1 pseudogene is annotated in these 728 nt (G+C 38.3%); it reads right to left on the bottom strand.

Going from position 1 to position 728, the window contains the following annotated elements:
- A pseudogene (locus AC1DKZ_RS32855) lies at positions 1–636 on the bottom strand (IS6 family transposase); the annotation flags it as partial.
- Positions 637–728 lie beyond the last annotated feature (92 nt).

Genomic DNA, 728 nt, shown 5'->3' with positions numbered 1-728 from the left:
TCCAATAAAACAAGTTGCCCTTTTTTCACCATATGCATAGCTTCTATTCCAGAAAGAATGGATGTAGCTGTGCGAAAGGATTTCAATCCTAACATCGAACGAACCCGCTTTTTAATAAACCGATGAACTTGTTCCACTATGTTATTGAGATATTTCACTTGCCTTAGTTGGATGCCTAATGGCATCTTTTTTTCTTTTCTCAATTCTTCAACTGCTATAGGATAAGCTGGATTCTTATCTACTGTCACGACACRAGGCTCAGAAATATGAAAAGACTGCAAAGCTTTCTTGARGAATCGCTTTGCAGCCTTGTGGTTTCTTGCTTTGCTTAGGTAAAAATCAATGGTATTTCCTTTCGAATCGACAGYACGATACAGGTACATCCATTGACTTTTCACTTTGATATATGTTTCATCGACTCTCCAAGAGTCATTGGTTTGCTTGAGATGACGACGGATCAGGACCATACTGATGAACCCAACGCATAATCGTTGTATGAGCAACGAATAAGCCCCGTTCCTCCATCATTTCCACMAAATCACGAAAGCTCAAGTTGTACCGTAGGTACCATCTTACTGTTTGCAAAATAATATCATGATGATAATGTTTCCACTTGAATAAATTTCGCTTTTCCATACTGATCACGCACCTTTTTTAGAGTAATAGTATCAGTATGTCCAAGATTTAGAGATTACCTGCAATTATCTTGAAGTTTTCGCACCAGAACC

The sequence above is a fragment of the Bacillus sp. 05T21 genome, assembly GCF_056396785.1.
The sequence above is the reverse complement of the archived record's forward strand: the minus strand, read 5'-3'. Positions and strand labels throughout refer to the sequence as shown.